This window comes from Pseudoalteromonas sp. MMG005, assembly GCF_018101015.1.
In the GTDB taxonomy this organism is placed as follows: Bacteria; Pseudomonadota; Gammaproteobacteria; order Enterobacterales; family Alteromonadaceae; genus Pseudoalteromonas; species Pseudoalteromonas aurantia.
This window is the reverse complement of record NZ_JAGJEK010000035.1, coordinates 1-23,657: the sequence shown is the minus strand read 5'-3', so window position 1 is coordinate 23,657 and position 23,657 is coordinate 1. Positions and strand designations below refer to the sequence as shown.

The 23,657-nt window shown below is 40.7% G+C and carries 22 protein-coding genes and 1 pseudogene; 7 read left to right on the top strand and 16 right to left on the bottom strand.

Features of this window, described 5'->3' with window-relative positions:
- Positions 1 to 86: 86 nt before the first annotated feature.
- The 14 genes from J8M01_RS22435 to ccoN all read right to left on the bottom strand — a co-directional run bounded on the left by J8M01_RS22435 (position 87) and on the right by ccoN (position 14,493).
- Positions 87 to 1,442, bottom strand: coding sequence for a DUF1501 domain-containing protein (locus J8M01_RS22435; RefSeq protein WP_210994738.1), 1,356 nt, complete (start codon positions 1,440 to 1,442; stop codon positions 87 to 89).
- Positions 1,443 to 1,453: 11 nt separating this feature from the next.
- Positions 1,454 to 3,304: a DUF1800 family protein gene (locus J8M01_RS22430; RefSeq protein WP_211059398.1), complete on the bottom strand. Its 1,851-nt coding sequence runs from the start codon at positions 3,302 to 3,304 to the stop codon at positions 1,454 to 1,456.
- A gap of 102 nt (positions 3,305 to 3,406) precedes the next feature.
- Positions 3,407 to 4,792: a HAMP domain-containing sensor histidine kinase gene (locus J8M01_RS22425; RefSeq protein WP_211059397.1), complete on the bottom strand. Its 1,386-nt coding sequence runs from the start codon at positions 4,790 to 4,792 to the stop codon at positions 3,407 to 3,409.
- Between the two features lie 2 nt (positions 4,793 to 4,794).
- The gene (locus J8M01_RS22420) at positions 4,795 to 5,466 is read right to left on the bottom strand and encodes a response regulator transcription factor (protein WP_211059396.1); all 672 of its coding nucleotides are present in this window, start codon (positions 5,464 to 5,466) and stop codon (positions 4,795 to 4,797) included.
- Between the two features lie 141 nt (positions 5,467 to 5,607).
- Positions 5,608 to 6,534: a universal stress protein UspE gene (gene uspE / locus J8M01_RS22415; protein WP_192507798.1), complete on the bottom strand. Its 927-nt coding sequence runs from the start codon at positions 6,532 to 6,534 to the stop codon at positions 5,608 to 5,610.
- Between the two features lie 100 nt (positions 6,535 to 6,634).
- The gene (locus tag J8M01_RS22410) at positions 6,635 to 7,369 is read right to left on the bottom strand and encodes an FNR family transcription factor (protein ID WP_192507797.1); all 735 of its coding nucleotides are present in this window, start codon (positions 7,367 to 7,369) and stop codon (positions 6,635 to 6,637) included.
- Positions 7,370 to 7,403: 34 nt separating this feature from the next.
- Positions 7,404 to 8,075 carry a sulfite exporter TauE/SafE family protein gene (locus J8M01_RS22405; protein ID WP_192508559.1) on the bottom strand — a complete coding sequence of 224 codons (672 nt, stop codon included), beginning with the start codon at positions 8,073 to 8,075 and terminating at the stop codon, positions 7,404 to 7,406.
- Positions 8,062 to 8,235 (bottom strand): cbb3-type cytochrome oxidase assembly protein CcoS, encoded by a 174-nt coding sequence (ccoS, locus tag J8M01_RS22400; RefSeq protein WP_192507796.1) that lies wholly within the window; start codon positions 8,233 to 8,235, stop codon positions 8,062 to 8,064. Before ccoS ends, J8M01_RS22405 begins: the two co-directional genes overlap by 14 nt.
- Positions 8,232 to 10,607, bottom strand: coding sequence for a heavy metal translocating P-type ATPase (locus J8M01_RS22395; protein WP_211059395.1), 2,376 nt, complete (start codon positions 10,605 to 10,607; stop codon positions 8,232 to 8,234). Before J8M01_RS22395 ends, ccoS begins: the two co-directional genes overlap by 4 nt.
- 5 nt (positions 10,608 to 10,612) lie before the next feature.
- The gene (locus J8M01_RS22390) at positions 10,613 to 11,104 is read right to left on the bottom strand and encodes a FixH family protein (protein ID WP_211059394.1); all 492 of its coding nucleotides are present in this window, start codon (positions 11,102 to 11,104) and stop codon (positions 10,613 to 10,615) included.
- Positions 11,105 to 11,216: 112 nt separating this feature from the next.
- Positions 11,217 to 12,185 carry a cytochrome-c oxidase, cbb3-type subunit III gene (gene ccoP, locus J8M01_RS22385; RefSeq protein ID WP_192507793.1) on the bottom strand — a complete coding sequence of 323 codons (969 nt, stop codon included), beginning with the start codon at positions 12,183 to 12,185 and terminating at the stop codon, positions 11,217 to 11,219.
- Positions 12,182 to 12,367 (bottom strand): CcoQ/FixQ family Cbb3-type cytochrome c oxidase assembly chaperone, encoded by a 186-nt coding sequence (locus J8M01_RS22380; RefSeq protein WP_010362722.1) that lies wholly within the window; start codon positions 12,365 to 12,367, stop codon positions 12,182 to 12,184. Before J8M01_RS22380 ends, ccoP begins: the two co-directional genes overlap by 4 nt.
- Positions 12,368 to 12,372: 5 nt before the next feature.
- A complete protein-coding gene (ccoO, locus tag J8M01_RS22375; protein ID WP_210994747.1) occupies positions 12,373 to 13,047 on the bottom strand; it encodes a cytochrome-c oxidase, cbb3-type subunit II in 675 nt (224 codons plus the stop codon).
- A gap of 12 nt (positions 13,048 to 13,059) precedes the next feature.
- A complete protein-coding gene (gene ccoN / locus J8M01_RS22370; protein ID WP_192507791.1) occupies positions 13,060 to 14,493 on the bottom strand; it encodes a cytochrome-c oxidase, cbb3-type subunit I in 1,434 nt (477 codons plus the stop codon).
- Positions 14,494 to 14,803: 310 nt separating this feature from the next.
- On the opposite strand from ccoN, the gene J8M01_RS22365 reads away from it, so the two are divergent.
- From J8M01_RS22365 to J8M01_RS22345, 5 genes are all read left to right on the top strand, one after another.
- Complete coding sequence (locus J8M01_RS22365; RefSeq protein ID WP_211059393.1) at positions 14,804 to 15,247, top strand: hypothetical protein; 444 nt, start codon at positions 14,804 to 14,806, stop codon at positions 15,245 to 15,247.
- A 16-nt stretch (positions 15,248 to 15,263) separates the two neighbouring features.
- Positions 15,264 to 15,740, top strand: coding sequence for a transcription elongation factor GreAB (locus tag J8M01_RS22360; RefSeq protein ID WP_192507789.1), 477 nt, complete (start codon positions 15,264 to 15,266; stop codon positions 15,738 to 15,740).
- A 728-nt stretch (positions 15,741 to 16,468) separates the two neighbouring features.
- Positions 16,469 to 18,538, top strand: a complete 2,070-nt coding sequence (locus J8M01_RS22355) for a hypothetical protein (protein WP_211059392.1) — start codon at positions 16,469 to 16,471, stop codon at positions 18,536 to 18,538.
- A 98-nt stretch (positions 18,539 to 18,636) separates the two neighbouring features.
- Positions 18,637 to 19,260: a cohesin domain-containing protein gene (locus J8M01_RS22350; RefSeq protein ID WP_211059391.1), complete on the top strand. Its 624-nt coding sequence runs from the start codon at positions 18,637 to 18,639 to the stop codon at positions 19,258 to 19,260.
- 191 nt (positions 19,261 to 19,451) lie between these two features.
- Entirely contained in the window at positions 19,452 to 20,801 is a 1,350-nt protein-coding gene (locus J8M01_RS22345; RefSeq protein WP_211059390.1) for a hypothetical protein, read from the top strand.
- A 114-nt stretch (positions 20,802 to 20,915) separates the two neighbouring features.
- Here the strand turns inward: J8M01_RS22345 and J8M01_RS22340 are convergent, their stop codons facing one another.
- Both J8M01_RS22340 and J8M01_RS22335 read right to left on the bottom strand, forming a co-directional pair.
- Positions 20,916 to 21,128 carry a hypothetical protein gene (locus J8M01_RS22340; RefSeq protein ID WP_192507785.1) on the bottom strand — a complete coding sequence of 71 codons (213 nt, stop codon included), beginning with the start codon at positions 21,126 to 21,128 and terminating at the stop codon, positions 20,916 to 20,918.
- Positions 21,129 to 21,319: 191 nt separating this feature from the next.
- Positions 21,320 to 21,529 (bottom strand): annotated as a pseudogene (locus tag J8M01_RS22335) (tyrosine-type recombinase/integrase); the annotation flags it as partial.
- Between the two features lie 450 nt (positions 21,530 to 21,979).
- On the opposite strand from J8M01_RS22335, the gene J8M01_RS22330 reads away from it, so the two are divergent.
- Together J8M01_RS22330 and J8M01_RS22325 are read left to right on the top strand one after the other, a co-directional pair.
- Positions 21,980 to 22,420, top strand: coding sequence for a hypothetical protein (locus J8M01_RS22330; protein WP_211059389.1), 441 nt, complete (start codon positions 21,980 to 21,982; stop codon positions 22,418 to 22,420).
- Positions 22,421 to 23,099: 679 nt separating this feature from the next.
- On the top strand, positions 23,100 to 23,603 hold the full coding sequence (locus J8M01_RS22325) for a hypothetical protein (protein ID WP_211059388.1): 504 nt from the start codon (positions 23,100 to 23,102) through the stop codon (positions 23,601 to 23,603).
- Positions 23,604 to 23,657 lie beyond the last annotated feature (54 nt).

Here is a 23,657-nt window from a genome sequence, read left to right as displayed (position 1 = left end):
CGCTTTAAGTTAGCTTGGTGTAAGTTAACGTATTTAATAGCCAAATATGCGTGAAGCCTATTTGGCTATTGGCTTATGAAAGATCCTTACTTGAAAAGGGCTGGTGGTGCACCAAACTTCAACAAGTTTGGAAAGATATTTTCAAGTGTATTTTGGTCTATGCCTAGCCATTGGCCGAAACTGGCGGCGTATTGATCTACCGACAGTGTTGGAATTAAACGGCCATTGCCCGCATCTAATGAATGGTTTAATTTGGCCTCGGGAATATCACCGAATATCGTCCCACCTTGTACAGCCCCTCCCATCACAAAGTGATGAGAGCCCCAGCCATGGTCAGTGCCATCTCCATTAATTGCCAAAGTGCGACCAAAATCGGATGCTGTAAATAGGGTAACTTTATCAGAGAGTCCAAGACTTTGCATTGCAGAATCAAACGCGACGAGTGCGCCATCTAAGGCTGATTGCAACTTAGGCAGCGATTGTGCTTGCCCAGAGTGTGTGTCAAACCCACCCATAGCAACAACAAAAACTTGCCGCTTTTCTTGAAGTTGATCTCGAATCGCAATGGTTTTACTCACGGTTTCTAGTTGTTTGGCGACGGACGTTGCAGGGAATGTTGGCAGTGCAACAGAGACCTCAGACAAAGCCGCATTAAACTGATCATTGGCACTATAGGCTTGGTTGATTTGCGTTGACATATCTTGTTCAACCAAATTGTTAGTTTGGTGTCCAAGCGCGCTAAAGTGCTTTTGTAATGCGTTTGGTTCATCGAACATATCCAAAACATCTATAGTTGCCGCTTGACCGTCATGAACATGATACGGTGTTGTGTTACTCCCAGTGATGAGTAACTCGGCGCTTGAGGTTGTTATGGCAGAAAATGTGCTAGGGCTTTGTTGTCCTTGTTCTATTAAAGCATCATTAAGCATGCCAGCCCAACCGAATTGAGCCCCCTCCGTTTGGCCTGACATCCAAGTTGATTGCTGGTCGTTATGGGAAAACAGCCTTGATGGTAACTTTGCTGTTTCTGATCGAATACTCGCAGCGGTGGTTGGTTCAAGCAAAGGGCCCACATTACCTACCAGAGATACTTTTCCTTGTTGGTATAATTGTGCAATTCCGCTGAGCTCTGGGGGCAAGGCAAATTGACGCGATCCGAATCGAGCAGGGGTATCAATGGGTAATAAGTTAGCCTGTGAGCGTTTATTGGTATATTGAGATAATAATGTATTTCTAATATTTGACCATTGCGTATAGCTTGCTTGATCATATGGGATCACGGTGTCGTGGTTATCCATGCCACCGTATAGAAAAACACATACAAGGGCTTTATAGTCATCGTTGTTTGTCGTAGGGGTATTTGCAATCGCTTGTGCAAGATTCAAAAATGGTGCTGCTGCCATAGAAGCACTGCCCGCTTTTAGAAATGATCGTCTGTTCATGAGAGAGTCCCCTATTTTTGCACTAAATAATCAGGTGTTGTCATAACGAGCAGTACAGCAACTCGTACACGCATTAGGTAACCGTCATCTTCATCGTTGGGTATTGTGCCAACAATACGCTTAATTGCCGTGAGAGTGGTACTTGAAAGTTGATTGGCAGTGAGTAATAAGTTTAGTCGGGCAAGCAGGGCATCAACATCTTGTGCGATTGCTAGTTCTTCTTCATAAGTAACGAGAAAGCTTTTCCGAATATCTTCGACGGTGATTGGCACGCTGGGGTGGTCAAATTCTTCGAGGATATCTTCTACATCTGCTTCTTGTGGTTCCCCTGATATATAGTGGGTCATAAAATTAACATAGCCAGGAATGGTGGTGGCATTGGTAATTTGTAGTTCAGGTGCAACTAACCCCTTTTTTGCTGTGATCGAGCCAGGTGCGGTATACCCAGGACGAAAGAAGTTAAACACACTGGATGAGCGATATGGGTGTTGCCCGAGTGCATTTGGTGCACTGGTGTCCCAAAGCATGGTTTGATACTGAGGGGTAATATTTTGTGCATTAAAAGCTCTTGCCCACTGTGTAAAACGAAGTATGGGTTCTCTTATTTTTCCTGCGGTAGTGATAGCAGGCTCGCGAGCTTCATTATCAAATAAAATAGCGGCCACAGTTGCACTGAGATCCCCCCGTTTACCTGTACCTACTTGTGACCCATCCGGCAGTGTAAATAGACCACTGGTAAACGCGGCAACGGTACGTGAAATATAGGCATTACTAGGGTTAGAACTCACCAGTCGTTGGATGAGCTGTCTAGTAACAAAGGGAGGTAAATTTGGGTGTGTGAAAATGTGATCCAATGCCATACTGATAGACGCTTCAGCATCAATACCAGCTGGAATAGTAAGCCCTAAGAATACCTTTTCTTGGTCTGAATGGGCTTCGGGGTTAATTGCCATTGGGCGGGTGAAAATATTATTGCTAACGGTATCTTTATCAGTCTCATTATAATCTAACCCGGTCATAACCTTTGCTAGGCCGGTGATGTCTTTGTTTGAATATAACTCCACGGGGACGTTGTTTTCGTTTTTGTTTATTGAGCCATCGCTGTTGAGTTTAACCACACCTAAAGTGAACAGCTGTAATAATTCTCTGGCATAGTTTTCGTCGGGGACTCTGCCAGTATCGGGGTCCGCTTTTTCATTACCCAAATAAGTTAGATAGTGACCCATGGCAGGAGAATAGGTTATTGCTTCTAGTAGGGTTCGGTAATTACCAAAAGCATTGTTGATCAGTATATCTTGATAAGCAGCCACGGCAGTGGGTTGATCGGTTAAGGTTTCTCCGCCCCCGTTAGAGACCACCAAGATTTCAGATAATGCAAAAGCCACTCTTTGGCGCAGTTGGTCCTTGCCTGAGATACTATTTTTCCAAAATGCGAAGGTGGTTGATTCGATGAAAAACAAATCAAACTCATCGTTGTGGTTTACACTTTTTGGCGCATAGCTAACCACAGTTGGCATGATGTTGCTTGTGGGTATACTGAGTTGGTTTTTAAACCACTTGGATGCACTGCTGTGCGTGAGTGTTTTAATATCTTGCGCAGTAGCCCCAAAAGTTGATTGCTGTAAAAAACGGGATGTTTTCTCCGCTGAAGAAAAGGTCCGGTCAGCATGTGTATTTTGGTCGTTATTTACGGGAGGAAAGGGAGTTGGAGTGAATGTTGATAGTGTTGACTGAGGCTGGCTTACAACTGAATGTGCATTGTAATCCAGTGAGACATCTGAGCCAGAAGCACCGCCGCAAGCAAGAATTAAACTTATGACAGTACTAAGGGTGAGGTGTCGAAACGTTATATTAATTTTCATTATTAAATTGCCCCTAACTAAACATAGCTTCAGTATATAGAAGAAATTTAACACTATGTTTTACATTTCACAGTACCAAATCATACAAAATTGTATGGTTTATTATTGTGATAATAAGGGTAATTCAATATTAAATACAGCGCCTTTTTGATGTTCAAGCAATTGGATTTCGCCGCGGTGCACTTTACAAATGGCTTTAACAATGCTCAATCCTAAACCATTGCCAGGTTTCGAACGGCTAATATCGGCGCGATAGAATTTATCAAACACATAGGATCTATCCTGTACTGAAATACCTGGGCCATTGTCACCTACTTGCAGTAATGCACCGTCAATATGGTTTTGCAGTCTGATCCAAACCTGTGCATCCTGGCTGCTATATTCCAATGCATTTTCTAATAAATTACATACTAATTGATTGATAAGGTCTTCATCTGCAAGACAAAATACGTCATCTACAATGGAGATCTCAAGGTTGCGGCCAGTATCAATAAAGACCGGTTCATAGCTTTGGGCTAAATCAAGAATTGTTGATGATAAGTTGAGTTCTACAAAGCCATTTTTATGCTTTCCAGATTCAATGGCATTGAGGCGAACTAAATTATTGAAAGTGGCAATAACCGTGTGTAAATCTGATGATGCTTTATCTAAATGAGTCTCAAGCATATCGGGGCTGGTGATATCCTGCTGCATACATTGGAGTCTATTTGCCACGCGTGTTAACGGCGTCTTTAAGTCATGTGCAATACCAACAGACATGGTTTTCATGGTGGTGTGAAGATCTGAAATGTCATCTAACATGGCATTTAAAGAAATGACTAACGCATTTAATTCATCAGGTGTTTTGTCACAGTCAATGCGTTCTGAATCGGGAGATTCTGCGACCTTTGAAAGCGCGTTTTTTATACGAACAATACGTACGGCATATTGCTGTGTTATAGAAAATATGATGAATAGTATCGGTAACCAGCTGAGTGCAGTGAACCATATATTGATACTTATGAGCGTATTTCGAGTATCTATGTAATGATGCGTCAGTGGTTGAAGTATGGCTAGGCTATAACGTTCATCAAGCGTAAAGTGTATGTATAATGCGCTTATAGGCTCATCAAGTGTTGAATCATATTTTTGCCATACAGCTTCATCAACAGGGGTTATTGTTAACTCAGTGCTACCTAGCAGCAAAGTATTCTTGTCGTAAAGTGAAAATAGTAACCCTTCTTCATCTAGTCGTTCATCGCTCTCATGCTTATGCCAAATTGGGCGGTGGGATAGCTCATATTCATCGAGTAAAGCGTTTAAGCCGTCCTCGTTGTAGAGGTGAGTCACTTCGCTTTGCATTTCTATAAACTCGTCTGTTTGCTCCGTTTTTATTTGTTGCAATAGGAGATAGCTGATCGCAATGAGCATGCTACAAACGAGCACCCACGCAGTGAGTGTTATTTTCAATACTTTGCCAACCCAGTGGTAGTTTTTCATATGTGTCATGGTCAATCAGATATTATGTAGCCACTGCCGCGCACTGTTTTAATGAGCTCAGTAGTAAAAGGTTTGTCTATTTTATTGCGTAGTCTACTTACATGGGTTTGTACGAGACTGGTTTTGGGGTCAAAACTGAATCCCCACACTTGTTCAAGTAGCATGGTTTTTGTGACTAACTGCTTAGGATTGAGCATGAGGTACTCTAAAATTTGATATTCTTTGGGCATTAAGTCAATGTGTGTATCCGCACGCTTTACTTGTCTGGTGGTACGCTCTAACGTTAGGTCAGCAACGACTAATTCAAGTGCCTTAGGTGTCAACGGTTGACGGCGAGTAAGGGCTTTTAAGCGTGCGTAAAGCTCAGAAAATGCGAATGGTTTCACAAGGTAATCATCTGCGCCAGCATTTAGCCCGGCGACTCGGTCTGATGTTTCACTGAGCGCCGTCAGCATAATAATAGGCGTCACTATTTTACTCTGCCTAAGAATACGTACCGCATCCAAACCATCCATACTCGGTAGCAAACGGTCAAAAATAATTACGTCGAATGGGTGTGTAGATGCACTCAGCAAAGCCTGTTCTGCATTATCACAGTGAATGGCTGAATCGCCACTTTGTTCTAATCCGCGCGCGATAAATTGGGCGGTGTCTAAGTCATCTTCAACAATTAATACTTTCATTCAATATACCAGTGTCAGTCTAACGGCAACGTCTATGACTAAAGCATATCGTAAATTAGCGTAAGGATCAGATACAATTTTGTAAGAAAAGCGTGCCACATATACAGTGGCACGAGAAAATAAGATGATTAAAACTGAGTGTTATTTATGAGCCAGTGGGCTTTTGTAGCCATCGGGTTTTAAGGCCAATACATCACAATCGAGACTATCAATAACATGTTCTGCGGTGTTTCCTACCAGCGCAGCACTTAATCCAGTGCGCCCAACGGTACCGATAACGACAAGTTCTGAGCCTTTCTCACTGGCAACGTAGGGAATAACATCTTCTGGTAACCCTTCTTTAACTTCGCATTCTGAACGCGCAATATTGAATGAATCGGCTAAGGAAAATGTCTCATCTTCATGATGCTTTTTAACTGCTTCATTGTATTGCGAAGGATTGAACTCAGGAATCTCTATTGCAATATTGACAGGCGTAGCGGGGTAGGTGTTAACGAGGCTCAGTTGGGCATTGGCAAGTTGGCAAATAAATTGTGCATCACTAATAATGCGTTTATTCAATGCTTGATGTTGTTCGTTATCACTGACGGCATTAACAGCCGCTAATATATGGCCTTCTTCTGGCCATTCATGATCTTTAACAAGCAGCACAGGACTTGGACATTTTCGTATTAAATGCCAGTCAGTTGGCGTGAAAATAACCGATTTTAAAGTGTCGTGTTGGTGGGTGCTTTTTATCACTATATCGTACCCGTCATCAATCACGGTGTTAATAATGGCTTCATAAGGGCGGTTATGCCACAACACTAAGCTATGTACATCAATATTTTCAATACTAGAGAGCAAATCATTGATCCACGCTTCTCTGTCTTTGATGACGGCGGCACGCATTGCTTCACGTTCATCTTTTGAGAGCATTGTGGTCATTTCATATGAGAAATCATATATCGACAAGAAGGCGGTGATCTGTGCCCCTGTTTTTTTTGCTAATGAAAGAGCACGTTGCAAACTATTTTGCTGTGCTTTGGTTGGATCGATAACGGCAAGAATGCGTTTTATTTTATCCATTATGAACTCCTTAACATACTTTATCAGCTAAACCAGTTACGTTAAGTGTAACTGATTTAGCGTAAGGTGAAAGTCGTTATTGAGAATTCATTGCCCTAGATCAAACCGCTATCGCTGCTGTTTTAGCTAATTCAGGGATATTTAAGATAGTAATAAACTTACCTTCAACTTTAATGAGATTGGCTTTTTGGAAGCGGCTCAATAAACGGCTTATCGTTTCAACCGTAAGCCCTAAATAGTTACCAATTTCTCCTCGAGTCATGGTAAAGCGGAATTCTTTACGTGAAAAGCCTCGCTCACCAAACCGGTTTGACAAATTATATATAAACGTAGCGAGTCGTTCTTCAGCCGTTTTTTTGTTTAGCAGTAATAGCATTTCTTGATCATAGTTAATTTCGTTACTCATTAAGCGCATGATCTGCTGGCGCAATTTAGGTAGCTTACCGGCGAGTTCGTCCAGTGTATCAAATGGGATCTCACACACCATTGACGTTTCTAGTGCCTGAGCAAAACTTTGGTGCTGCATTTTGTTGATGGCATCAAATCCGACTAAATCACCCGCTAGGTGGAAGCCGGTTATTTGCTCATCACCTTGTTCTGATAGTGTATAAGATTTAAAAGACCCAGAGCGTACAGCGAATATGGCATTCAGCTTCGCGCCAGATTCAAACAAATAATCGCCTTTATGTAATGGTTTCTTACGCTCGATAATTTCATCTAGTTTATCCATTTCACTGCCATTTAAGGTAAATGGTAAACATAGTTGGCTGATACTACAGTCATTACAACTGATGGTGCATTGACTTTTCGAACGTTGTTGATTATTTAAATCCATAATAAATCCATTAAAATATGACGCTGAGACTAGGTTAATGTACTAATCTATCGGATGCAATGATTAGTAGATAGATTCCATACCAGATAAAAATACTACCTAGCGCCCACCTAATAAGCGTGTGGTTTAAAAAGCGGCTAAGTTGTTGTGCCGATTGTCCAACAATGAGCATCGAAGGCAAAGTACCCAGTGCAAAGCTCAACATAATGGCACTGCCATACCATGGAGTAGGAGCTTGCAAAGTCCATGTGAGTGCTGAATATACCAGTCCACAAGGTAGCCAACCCCATAGCATGCCGTAGAGTAAAGTTTTAGAGTATGTATTAATAGGGAGTAAATGTTTGTTCAGTTTCACCAAGTGCTGCCAAAGAACGGTTTTTCCAGCTTGTTCTAGCCACTTTAATGAACTGGCGAGGCGCATAACATAAAGCCCAACCAATATCATGAATACCCCACTGAATATCTTTAAGCTCAGGGCGAATTCGGTGTTTTGTTTTGCAAATGAGTTCCCTAATGACGCCACTAACGCACCGGCTACCATATAACTTGTCGCTCGGCCTAAGTTGTAAGTAAGCCCGACGCTAATAGGTTTGAGTGTTGAATTAGCCATTTGTAGGCTTGAAGCAATACCACCGCACATCACAATACAGTGGCCACTGCCAACTAATCCCATAATAAACGCACCAAATAAACTAATCTCTGTCATTGGCATTTTGATGCTGTTCTTTGTCATCTTCAAACAAAATGCTGTGACCTTGTTTATTTAAGTCAGAAAATTGTTCACTTTTAACTGCCCAAAAGAAGATACCAATGGCAATAATGACAAATAAAATAGCGATGGGAATTAAAATGTAAATGATGCTCATAGCTTTAATAACCTCAATGAATTACCTATCACAATAATTGAGCTGGCCGACATACCGATGACCGCGACCCATGGTGGGACCATACCAAGAGCAGCCAGTGGCAAGATTGAACCGTTATATAACAAGGAAATGGTCAAATTTTGCTTCACGATACGACGGGTTTGCAGTGCAATTTTTTGCAACTGCAAAATGGCATTTAGATCACTCTTTAACAATACCACATCGGCGGTATTTTTTGATATGTCTGCGCCGGTTTCCATCGCGATTGAAAGGTGAGCACTGTTAAACACTGGGCTATCGTTGACGCCATCGCCAACCATCGCCACAATTTCGCCTTTGTTAGACCAAGCATCAACGGCAAGCTGTTTGTCTTTTGGTGAGCAGCTACTTTGCTGTGAGTCAAGGTTCAGGGTATCAGTGAGTTTCGCACCGGCATCAGAGCTGTCTCCGGTTAACAAGTGACAACTTAAGCCATTGTGTTGCAGCTGAGCGATGACATCTTTGGCATTATTTCTAACCTTGTCATTGAAATAAAAGTCAGCAATGGCTTGTTCATCTATATATAAAGTTGCTTGCGCATTGGAACGCTGCTGTTGGTGCCAGCCACTTTTTCCTATCGCCAGTGTTTGCTCGCCCAATGACGCGCTGATCCCTTTCCCGGTATGTACTTCAATATTTTTGAGATCATGATGGGTGTTTAAGTGCTCATTGAATGCGGCTGCAATAGGGTGTTCTGAGTACTTTTCTAAGCTGGCGGCTAAGGAAAGTACCTCGTTTTCGCTATAAGCATTATTGTGTAATACCACTTTATCTATCGAAAAATGCCCTTCAGTTAAGGTGCCTGTTTTGTCAAAGGCAACCCGAGTGAGTTTTGTGAGTGTTTCTAGCACATGGGCTTCTTTTATTAATACACCTTTTTTGGTTAGCGTGGCGACAGCACAGGTTAATGCGGTCGGTATTGCTAAGCTCAGTGCACACGGGCAGGTTGCTACTAAGACTGAAATAGTGATCCAGAATGCTTGTTCCGGTGAAACAGGGTACCAGCCAATCGCTGTGATAGAGGCAAATATTAATAGGCAAGCGACGAACCATTGTGCCACTTTGTCTGTTACTTCAACCAGCTTTGGGCGCTTAGACAGTGCAGAGTGTTGCAATTTAATAATTTGATTAAGTAGGGTGTTTTGCCCCACTTTATTAATTTTTATGCTAACGACGCCATCGTGATTCACTGTACCGGCAAACACTTGTTGACCAAGGTACTTTTTCACAGGTAAATGCTCACCGGTCATCATTGATTCATCAACGGTGGTGGTGCCAGCGATGATGATTCCGTCAGCAGCAATGGTTTCGCCGGCTTTGATGAGTACACGGTCATGGAGTTTTAAATTTTTGGCTGCAACGACCGCTTCATCGCCATTATCATCGATTTTACGTGCGGTCAGCGGCAAGAGTTTTTGTAAGTTAGCAGTAAACTCACTGGCTTTTAAGCGCGCTCTAAATTCGAGATATTTACCCAATAAAAGTAAGAAGGTAAACATACAAATAGACTCGAAATACACTTCACCCACTTCCATAACAGTGGCGTAGCAACTTGCGGCATAGGCACCAAAAATGGCCAACGAAACGGGCAAATCCATGTTGAGTTGTTTGGCTTTGAGGCCTTTAATCGCATTGGTTAAAAAGGGCAGTGCGGAGTAAAGAATAACCGGAGAGGCCAAGATCAGGCTGATCCAGCGAAAGTACTGTTCAAAATCTTCTTCCATTCCTGAAAACATGCCAAAGTACATGGCAAATGCAAACATCATGACTTGCATCGTCATTAAGCCTGCTACGCCTAAACGACGAATGTAGGCTTTGGCCGTCGCTTGTTTTTGGCTTGCTTCTTCATCTGCTTGGAATGGGTAGGCTTTATAGCCGATATGTATTAATGCTTGAATAATATCACTGAGTAAAGTTTGTTCTTTATCCCACAAGATCATGGCGCGATGAGTTGATGTATTTACATCGACGCGGTTGACGCCTTTTAGTGCCAATAACTGCTTTTCTATCAACCATGCGCATGCCGCACAGCTAATGCCCTCTACACTCAATAATACTTCTGACAAGTTACCACTATCAGAGACAAAATCAGATTGAATATCTTGATTGTCGTAGCTTTTTATCAGTGAGAGTTGTTCTGGAATTAACTCATCAACTTTACCGGCACTTTCAGTACGAAATTTGTAATAGTCACTCATACCTTGAGCAACGATGGTTTCAGCAACAGCTTGACAGCCAATGCAACACACTGGGTGTTGCTGGCTATCAAATAGCACCGTTTCATTAAACCCTTTTGGGACAGGCTCTAAGCAATGGAAACACGCTTTTGACATGGTGACTACTTATATTCTGGTGATATTTTTATGATTGTGTCGCTAGGTAGTTGTAAGTTTTCTTTCAGTTTCCAACTGCCATCCATAGGCTCAAGAAAAACCGTATAGGCCCCTTGTTCTATGGTGTCTAATACGGCGGTAAATTCGCCATTGGCATTGGCGAGTAAGTTGGTACTGAAATCGTATTTTTTGATTGTTCGGTGATAAAACGACGCTTTTAATGCATTTACCTTGCTGGCGTCACCTTTGGTAAAATGAAACTTGATGGTGTCAGCTGTGACTTGTAAATCTCCGTGTAAATAGAGCGCTTTTGCTTTGTCGAATTTGGTAAGCTCAAGGTTAATTGCTTTCCCTTTTTTGTAGTAGTCATCAACGACCATATCAGGGCCATTACCAACAGCAAAAACCACTAACCCAATACAGGCAATGATAGTAACAACAGGAAAGAACATTAAAAACCAAGGCCAAAAGTTTTTATACCACGGGGTAGGATTCATAACGACTCAAAGACTTAAAAAGTGTGCAGGTATTTTATCTCATTTGCAGTGAAAAACCTAAAAAAAAGCCTCCAAATGGAGGCTTTTTTGATCTCGATTAACTCGTTATAATTTATTGATTATTTTGCGATAAGCTATAAACATAAGCGGTTAATAAGTGAACTTTATCTTCACCTAAGATCTCTTTCCATGCTGGCATTACACCGGCACGACCATGGTTGAGCGTTTCTTCAACTGCGCGCTTAGAGCCACCATATAACCAAACATTGTCTGTGAGGTTAGGCGCACCAAATGGCAGGTTATGGGCAACAGAGCCTTTACCGTCCATACCGTGACAGGCTGCACACATTGCGAACTTAGCTTTACCTGCATCAGCGTCTTTTTGGTTTACTTTACGACCTGAAAGGCTCAGCACGAATGCAGTCATTTCTTCAACGCCTTGTTCACCAAGTGCATCTTTCCAACCCGGCATTGCTGCAACACGACCGTTAAGCAGTGTTTCTTTGATTTGGTCCGGCTTGCCGCCGTATAACCAATCATTGTCGGTTAGATTAGGAAAGCCCATTCCACCGCGAGCATCAGAACCGTGACATTGTGCACAGTTTTGTGCAAACAAACGCTGGCCAATCTCAAGTGCTTTTTCGTCTTTAGCCAATGTTACAACATCTTGCTTTGCAAATGCTTCAAAGATAGGACCAAAACGCTCTTGTGCATATTCAACTTCTTTGTCTAGCTGCACCCAATGGCCATTTTCTTGAGCGGCTAAAACTGCCGCCTTAGATTCTTCCATTGATTTAACGCCCTGGTTTGAGCTAGTCCAATTAAGCAAACCTGCGAAATTACCAAGACCAGGGTAGGCTGCAAGGTAATAAACAGACCAAACAAAGGTTGCGAAGAACATGTAGGTCCACCATTTAGGGAGTGGGTTGTTCAGTTCTTCAATACCATCAAACTCGTGACCACAGCTTTCACCTTCTTCAACACCTGCATAGTTTTTCAGGTTCCAAAGTAGTAGGCCTAAGATCAGAGCAAGACACGCAAGGGTTAATACAATTACCCAAATACTCCAAAAGCTAGTCATTTTTCAGACTCCTTTTCCTCGTTAGAGATTGTGCTGTCGTGCTTTTTCTCGTCTTCGAAAATCGCATTTGCCGCGCTGTCGAATCGATTTTTTGAGCGTTTACTGTATGCCCAGCCAACAATCACAATAAATAGTACCAAAATTATCAGAGTCAAAATGCCTCTGTATGTGCCGTAATCCATAATAATTACTTCAAATGTGTGCCAAGTTGCTGAAGGTATGCAATTAGGGCTTGCATTTCGGTTGCACCAGTGCCGTTATTCATAGAATCGACTTTAGCGATTTGAGCTAATAGCTCATTATCATCGCCGTAACCTTTTCCATCATACTTGGGTGATGCTTTATCAATACCAAAATTGTCACGGAAGATCTGCAGCTTCTTAAGGGTAAGAGAGGTATCTACCTTTGTGCTGTCTAACCATGGATAACCTGGCATATTTGATTCTGGAACTACTGAACGAGGATCCATCAAATGGGCATAATGCCAATCATCAGAATAGCGTTCGCCAACACGTGCTAAGTCAGGACCAGTACGCTTAGAGCCCCACTGGAATGGGTGATCCCATACTGATTCACCAGCAACAGAGTAGTGACCATAACGTTCAACTTCATCACGAAACGGGCGGATCATTTGCGAGTGACAGTTATAACACCCTTCACGCACATAAATATCACGACCTTCCATTTCTAATGCAGTTAATGGGCGTAGGCCATCAACAGGTTTCGTTGTGTCTTCTTGGAACATAAGTGGCGTAATTTCTACCAGTGCACCAAAGCTGATCGCAAAAACAGTCAGTATGGCCATTAGGCCGACGTTCTTTTCTACGATTTCATGTTTGTTGGCTGAATTTTTATTGCTCATATTCTACACCCCTTAAGCCATTTTTGTGTGTGCATCAGTAGCAAGGGTGCCACTTTTAGCACTCACTGTGCGGAACACGTTGTATGCCATAACCAGCATACCAATTACGATGAATACACCGCCAAGGAATCGCATTATGTAGAACGGTTTAGACGCTTCAAGTGATTGTACAAAGCTATACATCAATGTACCGTCAGCATTTACCGCACGCCACATAAGGCCTTGCATTACACCTGAGATCCACATTGCAACGATGTATAAAACAACACCAACAGTGTGTAGCCAGAAGTGGGTGTTAACAAGCTTAACGCTGAACATGTTACCGTGACCAAATAGTGCAGGGATCAAGTGATAAATAGCACCGATAGAGATCATAGCAACCCAACCAAGGGCACCTGAATGTACGTGACCAACAGTCCAATCAGTGTAGTGAGATAATGCGTTCACTGATTTAATAGCCATCATTGGACCTTCAAACGTCGACATACCGTAAAACGATAGAGAGACAACTAAGAAGCGCAATACCGGATCGGTACGAAGTTTATGCCATGCTCCTGAAAGTGTCATAATACCGTTGATCATCCCGCCCCATGAAGGTACGAATAAGATAACAGACATTACCATTCCTAAAGACTGCGTCCAGTCTGGAAGCGCGGTGTAATGAAGGTGGTGAGGGCCAGCCCAAATGTAAAGAGAAACCAATGCCCAGAAGTGAACAACTGACAAACGGTAAGAATATACAGGACGGCCTGCTTGTTTTGGTACGAAGTAGTACATCATACCTAGGAAACCAGCAGTTAATAAGAAGCCTACCGCGTTATGACCATACCACCACTGCACCATGGCATCGACGGCGCCGGCATAAATTGAGTATGATTTAGTTAACGATACAGGCACAGCCATACTGTTCACGATGTGAAGTACAGCAACCGTAATAATGAAACCAGCGTAGAACCAGTTAGCTACGTAGATATGAGACACTTTACGCTTGATCAATGTACCAAAGAAAACAACCGCATAAGTGATCCAAACAACCGCAATTGCGATATCAATTGGCCACTCTAACTCAGCATATTCTTTTGACGATGTAATACCAAGAGGAAGCGTAATAGCTGCCGAGACAATGATTGCTTGCCAACCCCAAAAGGTAAACGAAGCGAGTTTGTCGGAGAAAAGTCGCGTTTGACATGTACGTTGCACAACATAATAAGACGTTGCGAAAAGTGCACTAGTACCAAATGCGAATATGACTGCGTTCGTGTGTAACGGACGAAGTCGTGAGTATGTTAACCATGGTGTATCAAAGTTCAATGCTGGCCAAGCGAGTTGGGCAGCAATTAGAACACCAACACCCATGCCAACGATGCCCCAAATCACTGTCATGATAGCGAATTGGCGTACAACTTTATAATTGTACTCAGTTTGTGATGCTACTGTCTGGCTCATTTTCTGGATTCCGCTGCAATTAATGCGATTAGAAATGAATTACCTGTATAAACAGGCCCTGCTTTATATTTCAACAAGCTTGATTAAAAATGAAATTGTTTGACAATTACATTTCAAACCAACCTGAGAAACCCTTATTTTTGCAAGGAAATAATAATTTTTTTGCAAAAGAAAAGATACCTCAAACGCATAAAATTATGACATCAATCAAATTTTGGCCCATTCTTTGTTCAGTTATTCATCATTGTAGCGCAATAATAAAATCTGCATTACTATGCATCAGTTTTTATCGTCTAAATTAGGATAAATAATGCTCAAATTGTGGTTTTGCGTACTTGCCGTGTTGAGTTTTGTGAGCGCATGCTCTGACCCTACAGCTATTATACATGAAAGTTCAGAAAAAAGTGAAAGCTTAAGTAAAATAGAAAACTGTATAAGACAATCGCCTTGCTTGCATAGTAATGAGGTACGACTTTGGTATTCATCAAACGTGATAAAAGGTGAAGAAGAGATTGGCGTGACTCTAGAGTTACCGCAAGGCAACACGATTGACTCCGCTTTTTTAGCCGGGGAAGACATGAACATGGGCTATATTCCAGTTTTCTTTGAACAGCAAGAGCATGGTGTGTTTCATGCAACAACCATGGTTGGGCTATGCACTACGCGATTGATGCAGTGGAAGTTAACCATTAAAATAGTCAATAGTAAAAAACAGGAACAGTCATTGGCTTTTCCTTTATATGTGATTTTGTAGTAGTAAGAGAGAGAAAATGAATAAGGGCCATGTAATAGAGCATATTAAATTTGCGTTAGAGGCAAAATTGGCACAAGCAAAACAGGCGGCCGACAGTGCACATCAAGATGCGACGCATGAGCAAAGTGCTGCCGAGACCCAGTATGACTCGTTAAGCATTGAGTCTGGCTATTTAGCCCATGGTCAAAGTGAGCGGGTGAATGATATTCATAAATCTATTGCCCTTTTTACCCATAGCTTTAACCAAGACACTGAAATACGCGCTAAAGAAGGTAGCCTTGTTCAGCTTATTGATATGAATAACGTTATGCACTGGTTTTATTTAGGCCCATCCGAAGGCGGGTTAAAAGTGACCGTTCAGCAACAAGATATATTAGTTATTACACATGCTTCACCAATAGGGCAGGCGTTGTTCACGAAGCAACTCGGCGATGAGGTTGTATTAACGGTAGGCGAGTGCACCAAGTATTTTGAAGTAGATACTATATTATAGTTAAAAATACAAAGAGTATGACTGATGAGTACCAATGGATACTAAATGATTAAACCATTTTAAAGATGCGTCATGTGGGAAAGGACGGTTTCAAATAATAATAACCTTCTCAATGTCGAAACGCTTATCTTCCTGTTTGCTCATCTTATGAGGGAGAGAGCTTGGTTTGTGGTTCTTAGCTCTTTTGAGAACGTATTGAGCATTACACATCTTTATCATAATTCTGACAAGAGCCTAGATTAAATTTTCACATTGACCTTTGCTGAATACTACACTGGTTTGTTTTTAATTAAGTTAAACAATAATCATGTAAGTTAATGTGATGGCCTCTCAAGGAAGCATACAACTTTGATAGGAATAAGTCTCACGAGCTTTTCTTCATTGCGATATACCGTATTGTGAGGGAGATATGTTGGAGCGAGGCGCAATTTTTTCACTTTGAGTAAATAAAAACCACGATATATGGCAGCTTTATTGATTAGCTTATTTATCAAATGTGAAACTATTACATGAAGACTTAAAAGTTCAAATAAATAATTCACTTTTGTACTAATGAAAAACTCAAAGCGGGCGATATATATTCTTGGGAAAGGAATAATAAGTAAAGCCCATTCTCATTATATTCAGCAATTTACTGGTGCGATACGATCGTATTGTATTTCACAATGTTGTGTTTTGGGAGTTCAGCGTCTTTACCTGTCTTACGATAACTCTTGAAGGAATGCATTATGTTAAACCGTGTGCTCAACAGGCTCAATAATCATGTTTTATTTGGCCTAAACTTAAAACAAATAAACTACTCAATTTTTCATATTCTTTTTGCGATGTTTTTGATTGTCGCAAGCATCCAAGTACAGGCATCTAAAGTAAATAGTCAATCTAGATTGGTTGGTCAGGTTAATAGTAGCGTTAGCGCACTATCTGATGGTGGCTATGTTGTTGCTTGGTATGGTACAACGCAAACAAACACCCCGTTTACACAAACACACATTTTTGCCCAGCGGTACCATGCAGATGGTTCGTTTGCGGGTAGTGAAATCCAAGTTAGTACACAGTCGTTGAATTATAGCGAAGGAGTACATACCGTTGCCGTAAAAGGACTTGATAATGGCAATTTTGTTATAACTTGGAATGCAGATAAAAGTATCATGGCTAAGTTATTTGATATCAGTGGTAATGCTATTGGAAGTGAGTTTTTGGTAAAAAGTGTATCGTCCGATTATTATATTAACCCTAAAGCATATGACCTTGACCAAGGGAAGTTTATGATTAGTTGGGGAGAAGGTGGTAAAACCTACACACAAAGATATCATGCGAATGGCACTGTCAATAATTTGGTGGAGCACAACAATGAGATACATTCATATTTCAATATTTATGGTTTAGATACATTGACACAAGAGCGATATGTTTTAACTTGGTGGCAAGGTAGTCAAATTTACAATCAAATATTTTCTGAAGCTGGCTCAGCAATTACCAACATTCAACAGTTCTCACCTCAAAATATAACGCCTGATTTTCAAACGATATCAGTAAGTGGCTTGAATGATGGAGGTTTTGTCGTTGCTTGGGGATATTTCGGACAAAAAGCAGCTGGTGGTGAAAGCTCAGATATATTTATACAACGCTTTAATACTCAAGGGGTGGCAATAGGCAATGAATACCAGCTAACGGCTCCCTTTGTTGGAGCCAACCATTTTGACCCAGTAATAAAAAGCTTAGACGATGGAGGGTATGTAATTGCATGGGAAAGCTATGGGGCTGAAAATACAATGTCGTACCGTCAATTTGACGCAAACAACTTAGCTGTTGATGCAATTCAGAGTATAAGAAAGTACTCAGATGCGACTCAGTACTATGGTCCGATGATTGATGTTTTACCTGGTAATCGTTTGCTTGTGAGTTATCACAATAGCGGTTTTCCACTAAATGATGCCTATGCCCAACAGTTTCAACTCGGTTATTCAAATTTAGTTTCACTCTCATCACTGCCACAATCTATGTTAGTAGGTGAAGAATATAGCTTTGATATTTTAGTTGCAGGATCAAATATATATGGTGCTGATGTCCGTTTGACGAATTCATCAGCTGGAAAAATAAAAATTACGTCAGGCAGCTATGGCAATGTTTTTCCGTTGGATAAAAGAATCGGGTTACCTGAAGTTGTTACAGATAATGAGTGGAGCGGTGCGCTTAGCTTGATTCATCCAGCTCCGGCGATTACGGGACAAGGTGTTTTTGCTACTGTTTCAATGAAAGCTGAACAAGCAGGGACTGTTACGTTAAATTTAACTGCAGAATTAGCAAATAACGCAGGTCAGATGTTGCTGAGTACAAGTACACCTTGGAGTTTCACCATAGAGGAAGCGCAATTAGTAACCGGCAATGTATCAGCCCTTGGGTTTTCTGGGGATTACAGTCAAACCAGAGTGTTTGTAAATGGTATATCTGTAGAAATTAGTGCTGATGGCACATTTTCAGTGAATTTAGCGTCAGGCGAAGTGGTAATAAGAGTGGAATCTGATGGTTATTTACCAGCAGAAAAGTCTATAACGGTGAATGCAGGTGAGCCAAGTTTAGATTTAGGTAATATATCATTGGTCGCTGGTGACAGTAATGCAAATGGACAAATTGACATCGCCGATTTAACCCTATTGCTTGGTGCATATCGCAGCACTTTAGAAGGCGGCGCCCCGTATACACCTAAAGCAGACTTTAACCGTGATACTAAAATAAACGTTCAGGATCTCACATTGTTAGGCAATCATTATGGTAAATCAGGTGTGCAAACGTGGTGATAAGTGCTGGTAAAAGTATATTTTAATCATACTAAATTATGATTATATGGCCGCTCTGTGTTTGAGCGGCTGATACTAACATTGGAGAAAATATAACGATGCGTATTATTAACTTGCTGTTTTTATTACTAGCGGTACCTTGCTGGGCTCAAAGTGGACATATTTCGCTTTCAGTCGCAGAAGATGATATTACATTAGGTGGTAGGTTTTATGTTGATATTGAAGTTGTCGATATGCCAAATGTTTATGGTGCCGATATTGAAATTGTTTATGATCCGGATGTTTTGACAGTAATTGATAAAGATGAAAATAAGGATGGCGTACAAATCGAAGCGAGTGACTTTTTCAATACGCGTTACCAATTTATTTTAAAGAATCACGTTAATAAAAAAGAGGGCCGAATTCAATTTGTTATGAGTCAGGTTAACCCTGCTAAAGATGTTAATGGTTCAGGTATATTGGGCAGAGTGCAATTTGAAGCCAGTTCAATGCATTTACCCACTGAAGTAGCAATCGTCAGTGCAAAATTTGGTTCGCAAGATGGAAAAGTGAGCAAACCAGAGGTAGCCACGCCTAAGCAGATACATTTTCAGTCATCAGCTCCTCGCGTACAGAAAAGCTCATCACTTGTATCGGTATTCATAGCAATTACTTTTGTTGTATTGTTTTTGACTATTTTTGCTAGGGTCATTAGAAAACGAAGCGTGCTAGCCACAGAATAAAGAGGAGGAGGTAGAAGCATTGATAACGCATATCGCTGTTCTTACCTGTTCCTATTATAAGTGAAGTATTCGTCGTAGATACTTTGACGTAGAGACTATGATATGTACAGAAAAGTGTAAAGTTTACGAATTGTTGGCCGATATTTGAGATATAACCCGTTATTAGGCACTTTAATCGCAAGGAAACAGCGATGCGTATTCAGTATCCCTTCGTCAGTCAGAATCAAGTTAATCAGAATCAAGTTAGTCGGGGTCAAGCTATCAAGTTAGAAATGACCCCGATTACGGTGTCGAAAGAAGACAGAGCTTTACTTGATAGTGAAGTAGAAAAACAACACAAAAATAGTGTGACTACAACTCAACGCGACGTTGCGATCATAAAAAATGAAGCGCCTGTAATAGGAGCCAAGCTTTATTTTTCAGGCTATCAGCCCAAAGTGACGATTGATCTATCAGCCCCTGATAGTGAAAGACAATATCAATACGGCGAGTTAGATAATAAACAAGATATAGACGCGTTTTTAGATCAGCTGGACAGATTAAGTCCAGATCAGCGCGATATCATGAAACAATATAAGCCTTCAAAAACGTTATTATCTATTTTAGAAAAAATGGATGACGAAACCTTCAGTAAATTCACCCAAGTGCTAGAGCAATCATTTCCTCCTTTGAGATTGTTCAACAATAAAAAACCTGAGGAGTTATTTAACGCACTCGAAGGCATGTCGACTGAGATGTTAAAAGATACGGTAGATACATTTATGGCTTTATCTGCACAGGCACAAAACGGGGCCGCGCCCACTTCATTGATCCCCGTTGATGAAGATGGTAGAGAGCCTATTTTAATGCATGTTCCACGGGCTGAAAATGGATTAGATATGCGCTTAACAAAAGGCAATAACAGCAAAAACCTCACCGATACCTATACGGATATGCTTGCGCGTGCAACTTTCAGTGAAGATGATTTACTGACTATAAATACGCATTTAAAAGACAGTGACTTTGAAAAAAGTCGCGGTATTGTCGATATGGCGAGTCTGGTTGCACACAACGACAAACGTGCCTTTTTTGATATGTTAAGTGAAGCTGACGAAACTGGGCCAACCAATATTTTCAGTTATATAGGTCAACAAGTTAATTATGAAGCGCATGTTAATTATTACCAAAGCTCAAAAGGGCAATATGTCTCTTTAAATGATGCGATGCCAGATGACAGTGCGCGAAAAGGTTTTCATAAAAAGCTCTTGAATGCTTACGAAGATTATGGACTCAGTTGGATGAATGATATGGTTGAGCAAGTTCATAACAAACCCGCTCAGATACAATCAGAGCTTTGGTCTAAGCTCATGGATGATGTTGAAGAAAAACCGCATTTATTTAAAAAGTCAGACTCCATTGAACAATGGGCTGGCGCAAATATATCTGATGTTGAACAGCGATTTCATGCGCGACAAATAGATGATATCCATACCTATTCATATGATCTGGAAGCACCAGTGGTATTAGGGACACTTACATGGGCTGAGCGGTTTGCCGCATAAGTAATATTCGCGGGTTAACAAAAAACAGGCGCGCAGCAAGTAGGTAAAAAACACCTTAACTAATACAATGTAGTAATGTACTCAAAAGAGACGCTATTTTACACTTTAGTTAATTCAGCTTGGGTGTTTTACTTTTTTTGGTGCTAAGCGCGCAGCACCAATGGCAACGCCAATACCAACGCCAAGTGCGCACCCAGTAGAGATACTAAATGGCAAAATATCAAAAATAACACCGACAATTGCGCCTATAGCAGCGCCGCCTCCAGCGCCCAAAGCGATATATAGCCCCAGTTTGTTTTGTACGATTTTATGGTCACTTTTATGCATGATTACTTTTCCTTGTATTGTCTCATTGTATAAAAACAATGACCTTCAATGAATAAAGTCGTTAGTTACTTTTGCATCAGTACTATATTTATGCAAGATGAATTACCCATTTTTTTAGCGTATTTTTTAAGTTGCATTGCCAGCAATAATTCGGCCAATGACGAATTAAACACTGTTACATGGGTTTAGTCTCACCTATCTAACGGGCTTAAAGTATGGCTAAATCGACTCCCGATCACATGCGTATATAGTTCGGTTGTTTTTAAATCTGAATGGCCTAACAGTTCTTGCACCGTTCTAATATCAGTACCGTGTTGTAAAAGTTCAGTGGCGAAAGAGTGACGAAATGTATGCGCTTTTACGTGTTTTGTTATAGGCGTTGCTAGGACTGCTTGCCTTAATAATATGGGACAGGCACAAATTTCTTTGAAGTATGTAAAATCGGGGTCTTACGATTTAGTGAAATGGTTAATTCAAGTGAAGAGACTATGAAATTAGTACGAACGAGTTAGCAGCAGAGCTTGCTGAATTAAATCAACGCGTTAACCTGCTTAAGTGTTCAGGCTAGAAAAGTGCGTGTGTGGTGAAAATATCATTGATAAATCGCCGAAAATTAGCTCTAATGGCAAGATAAAACGTACTGAGTAATGCAGGGATGGCTTAAGCACGAAAGATAAGCCGATAAAATAGGCATAAGACAAGCTATGCCACTAAAAGCAAATTCCCATAGCATAAATAACACCAACTCTGACACACAGAGCAGGTAGCGGCTCAGTCCAACAAGCGATTATGCAGCACAAACAACGTGCTGCATAAATACTAAATAGTTATACGCAAAAGGACATGAAGTCATGAGTTTAATCATGAATGATATAGTACTAAAAATATGCATAGCAATTGTTTCGGCAGGTGTTGCTTATCTTTTCACCTCAAGAAGATCTCTAAAACAAAATGTGTTCGAGTTAAATAAAATTTTCCATTCAGAGAAACTTTTTGAATCAAGAAGTAAATCTGCAACACTATTGCAATCAAATACAGATAAAAATATTGTACAACTGGCAAATGAAGATGATTTTTTCCACCTATCAAGTGTGCTTCATTTTTTTTCAAATATACAAAACCTCAAAGATGGTAGGTTAGTTGATAAAAAACTAACGAAGTGTTTTTTTTCTAGATACTTTAAATATTTCGATAATTACATAGATACCCTTTTTTTAGATGATGGTAGCAATGAAATTCAAGAGTGGCTGCCGATGAAGCAAGAACTGAACAAACTAAGAGATTGGCTTTAATGCGTATAACACATATGAGCCTTAACTCTGTCAATAGGCACTAATGTTCTTTTTGGCCGTTTTTATAAGTGACGGCCAACTCTAAATCAATAAACAAATCCGTTTATTTCGTCTGTCGATGTGGCAGTTAAGCAAGTTGCTTACGGCAAACACATAGTGAGGCTCTCTTATTGCGATCTCATCGCTGCCTACTTTTTTCCATTTCCTTATGGGTTCGCAGGGGCACTAGACATTCATCGGTTAACCTCATAATAATAATATGGGACAGGCACAAATTTCTTTGAAGTATGTAAAATCGGGGTCTTACGGTTTAACGAAGTGGTTAATTCAAGTGAAGAGACTATGAAATTAGCACGAACGAGCTAGCAGCAGAGCATGCTGAATTAAATCAACGCGTTTACCTGCTTAAGTGTTCGGGCTAGAAAAGTACGTGTGTGGTAAAATATCATTGATAAATCGGCGAAAATTAGCTCTAATGGCAGGGTAAAACGTACTGAGTAATGCAGGGGTGGCTTAAGCGCGAAAGACAAGCCGATAAAATAAGCATAAAACAAGTTATGCCACTAGAAGCAAATTCCCATAGCATAAATACTAAGTAGTTAAATTCAAAGGGGAAAATGTGAGAAAGTCGTATATCTTAACTGTGTTAGTGTCTTTTTTAATTTTGATACAGGGGTGCATGACATTAAAATCAAATTATGTTGAACCCATCTCAGGGAAGACCGCAACAGTTAAATTAACCACTACGGATATGGAAGATAATTACAACTTAAGAGTTGTATATCACAAAGAAAATCTATGCCAGGTTGAAAGTTCTAAGTTAATAGGAATGATTAATTCTAGAACAGTCGGATACCCAAACCACAAAGAAATTACTATAAAAGTTGAAGCTGGCTCTGAAATAGGCTTTTCTATGCCTCAAATATACATGGGAAGTTTTGGTGGGTTTAATGGCGGAACGACTTCGATAAATATGTATCAACCATTAACTGTTTTTACACCTGAAGAAGGTGAAGTTTATGAAGTTAATTTTTCTCCGACTACAGCAAAAGTCTACAAACGACAGGGCAACAATGCAATTGTAGAGCCGTCATCTAATTTAGATACGAGCTGCAATGTAGGAAACACCAATTTAGGTGAGGTAAATCAAGGGGAGTTATTTTTCCTCCACCCTAAGAATTAAAAATTTCCCGAATTTAACAGTAAAAAAAGGACAGGCACACATTTCTCTCGCATT

What these genes read in the sequence shown, in the direction of transcription:
- J8M01_RS22435 (WP_210994738.1), bottom strand. Translation starts at nt 1,442, where the DNA reads ATGAACAGACGATCATTTCTAAAAGCGGGCAGTGCTTCTATGGCAGCA.
- J8M01_RS22430 (WP_211059398.1), bottom strand. Translation starts at nt 3,304, where the DNA reads ATGAAAATTAATATAACGTTTCGACACCTCACCCTTAGTACTGTCATA.
- J8M01_RS22425 (WP_211059397.1), bottom strand. Translation starts at nt 4,792, where the DNA reads ATGACACATATGAAAAACTACCACTGGGTTGGCAAAGTATTGAAAATA.
- J8M01_RS22420 (WP_211059396.1), bottom strand. Translation starts at nt 5,466, where the DNA reads ATGAAAGTATTAATTGTTGAAGATGACTTAGACACCGCCCAATTTATC.
- uspE (WP_192507798.1), bottom strand. Translation starts at nt 6,534, where the DNA reads ATGGATAAAATAAAACGCATTCTTGCCGTTATCGATCCAACCAAAGCA.
- J8M01_RS22410 (WP_192507797.1), bottom strand. Translation starts at nt 7,369, where the DNA reads ATGGATTTAAATAATCAACAACGTTCGAAAAGTCAATGCACCATCAGT.
- J8M01_RS22405 (WP_192508559.1), bottom strand. Translation starts at nt 8,075, where the DNA reads ATGACAGAGATTAGTTTATTTGGTGCGTTTATTATGGGATTAGTTGGC.
- ccoS (WP_192507796.1), bottom strand. Translation starts at nt 8,235, where the DNA reads ATGAGCATCATTTACATTTTAATTCCCATCGCTATTTTATTTGTCATT.
- J8M01_RS22395 (WP_211059395.1), bottom strand. Translation starts at nt 10,607, where the DNA reads ATGTCAAAAGCGTGTTTCCATTGCTTAGAGCCTGTCCCAAAAGGGTTT.
- J8M01_RS22390 (WP_211059394.1), bottom strand. Translation starts at nt 11,104, where the DNA reads ATGAATCCTACCCCGTGGTATAAAAACTTTTGGCCTTGGTTTTTAATG.
- ccoP (WP_192507793.1), bottom strand. Translation starts at nt 12,185, where the DNA reads ATGACTAGCTTTTGGAGTATTTGGGTAATTGTATTAACCCTTGCGTGT.
- J8M01_RS22380 (WP_010362722.1), bottom strand. Translation starts at nt 12,367, where the DNA reads ATGGATTACGGCACATACAGAGGCATTTTGACTCTGATAATTTTGGTA.
- ccoO (WP_210994747.1), bottom strand. Translation starts at nt 13,047, where the DNA reads ATGAGCAATAAAAATTCAGCCAACAAACATGAAATCGTAGAAAAGAAC.
- ccoN (WP_192507791.1), bottom strand. Translation starts at nt 14,493, where the DNA reads ATGAGCCAGACAGTAGCATCACAAACTGAGTACAATTATAAAGTTGTA.
- J8M01_RS22365 (WP_211059393.1), top strand. Translation starts at nt 14,804, where the DNA reads ATGCTCAAATTGTGGTTTTGCGTACTTGCCGTGTTGAGTTTTGTGAGC.
- J8M01_RS22360 (WP_192507789.1), top strand. Translation starts at nt 15,264, where the DNA reads ATGAATAAGGGCCATGTAATAGAGCATATTAAATTTGCGTTAGAGGCA.
- J8M01_RS22355 (WP_211059392.1), top strand. Translation starts at nt 16,469, where the DNA reads ATGTTAAACCGTGTGCTCAACAGGCTCAATAATCATGTTTTATTTGGC.
- J8M01_RS22350 (WP_211059391.1), top strand. Translation starts at nt 18,637, where the DNA reads ATGCGTATTATTAACTTGCTGTTTTTATTACTAGCGGTACCTTGCTGG.
- J8M01_RS22345 (WP_211059390.1), top strand. Translation starts at nt 19,452, where the DNA reads ATGCGTATTCAGTATCCCTTCGTCAGTCAGAATCAAGTTAATCAGAAT.
- J8M01_RS22340 (WP_192507785.1), bottom strand. Translation starts at nt 21,128, where the DNA reads ATGCATAAAAGTGACCATAAAATCGTACAAAACAAACTGGGGCTATAT.
- J8M01_RS22330 (WP_211059389.1), top strand. Translation starts at nt 21,980, where the DNA reads ATGAGTTTAATCATGAATGATATAGTACTAAAAATATGCATAGCAATT.
- J8M01_RS22325 (WP_211059388.1), top strand. Translation starts at nt 23,100, where the DNA reads ATGACATTAAAATCAAATTATGTTGAACCCATCTCAGGGAAGACCGCA.